Here is a 1,434-nt window from a genome sequence, read left to right as displayed (position 1 = left end):
TCCCCATGCATTCCTGTACATTTATTATTCTAATAAAATTATGACTTTTTACCTAAATTTATTATCGAGTATTATAGTTCTTTAATACCAATCTATTAAAGCCTCTTTTGTTTGAAACCATTGAGCGTTTTTATTGCTATATACACTACATTGATATATTATCAATTCGAGATACTTGTATCCAAGACTATCAAAAAGGAGTTTTAATATAAATGAATGTATTAGTAGTGAAAGCAAACAATCGTCCAGCTTCTGAAGCTGTTTCTAGTAAGATGTATGAGACTTTTATGGAGAACCTTGAAGGTGTGAACGTAACCACTTATGATGTCTTTGCAGAAGACATGCCATACTTTGGCCAAGATCTTTTTAATGCTTTTGGCAAATTACAAGCTGGCGAAGAATTAACCGATATCGAACAACGCATTTTAGCAGCAAAACAAAAAGCGATGGACGCTCTTTCAGCTGCAGACCTAGTAGTATTTGCCTTCCCATTATGGAACTTAACGATTCCAGCTAAATTACAAACATTTATCGACTATGTATATGCAGCAGGATTCGCATTTAAATATAGCGAAACTGGTGAATTAATCAGTCTAATGCCTGATAAAAAAGCTGTAATCCTAAGTGCTCGCGGCGGCATCTACTCCACTCCAGAAGCAGCACCAATGGAAATGGCTGCAACTTATGTTAAAAATGTTTTTGGCGGTGTCTTCGGAATGCAAATCGTTGATGAAGTCATCATTGAAGGGCACAATGCAGCACCAGCTCAAGCAGAATCCATTATTGCCGATGGTCTAGCAAAAGTTGCTGAAGTAGCAAAACGTATTTCAGCTGTTAAGGCATAATTTTCCAAGGTACTATAAAAAACATACGAAGCACTCCTTGTTTACCATAGCAAGGGGGCACGCTTAACCTACCTTTGTTTAACAGAGGTAGGTTTTTTTACGTAAATGGAGATAATTTAGAAAAAGAGGGTTCGGAGGATTCTGCTTATGGCTGATTTGAAATATTTAGAACCAACAGAGCTGCTTGAAAAAATCTATGCGACGCTGTGCTCGGAGTATGAGGACGCCCAGCATTATAAAACTGAACAAGACCAGAGTGAAATAGAGGTAACAAAAAGCCGGTTAACGAAGAAAATTTTTAATGAATTTGTCGTCGATGAAGAGTATTTTTTAACCATGGATTCGGATGTATTTAATGAGCGATACCATTTATATGAAGATGATTTTTTGAGGCTGATCAAGCAATGCAGTGAAAACAGGGTGGAGTATGATACTTTTGTCCAGATTATTGATGACTTGATTGCGAGTGCCAAGTTTCGGCTGCATGCGTTTGAACAGTTGACGGAAGAGATTCAGAAAATACAAGAAGTGGATGAGCAGGAGGATTCGGAGGCGGGGAAAGTGGAAGAGGTAGAGGAGGAGGAGGAGG

The 1,434-nt window shown here is 38.1% G+C and carries 2 protein-coding genes; both read left to right on the top strand.

Annotated features, from left to right (window positions below):
* Nucleotides 1–212 precede the first annotated feature (212 nt).
* A complete protein-coding gene (locus tag V7077_RS27695) occupies nucleotides 213–845 on the top strand; it encodes an FMN-dependent NADH-azoreductase (RefSeq protein WP_335507976.1) in 633 nt (210 codons plus the stop codon).
* Nucleotides 846–992: 147 nt separating this feature from the next.
* The coding region (locus V7077_RS27690; protein ID WP_335507974.1) for a hypothetical protein at nucleotides 993–1,434 on the top strand (442 nt) is incomplete at its 3' end.

The organism is Neobacillus vireti (genome assembly GCF_036962465.1).
GTDB lineage: Bacteria > Bacillota > Bacilli > Bacillales > Cytobacillaceae > Neobacillus > Neobacillus vireti_B.
The sequence above is the reverse complement of the archived record's forward strand: the minus strand, read 5'-3'. Positions and strand labels throughout refer to the sequence as shown.

What these genes read in the sequence shown, in the direction of transcription:
- V7077_RS27695 (WP_335507976.1), top strand. Translation starts at nt 213, where the DNA reads ATGAATGTATTAGTAGTGAAAGCAAACAATCGTCCAGCTTCTGAAGCT.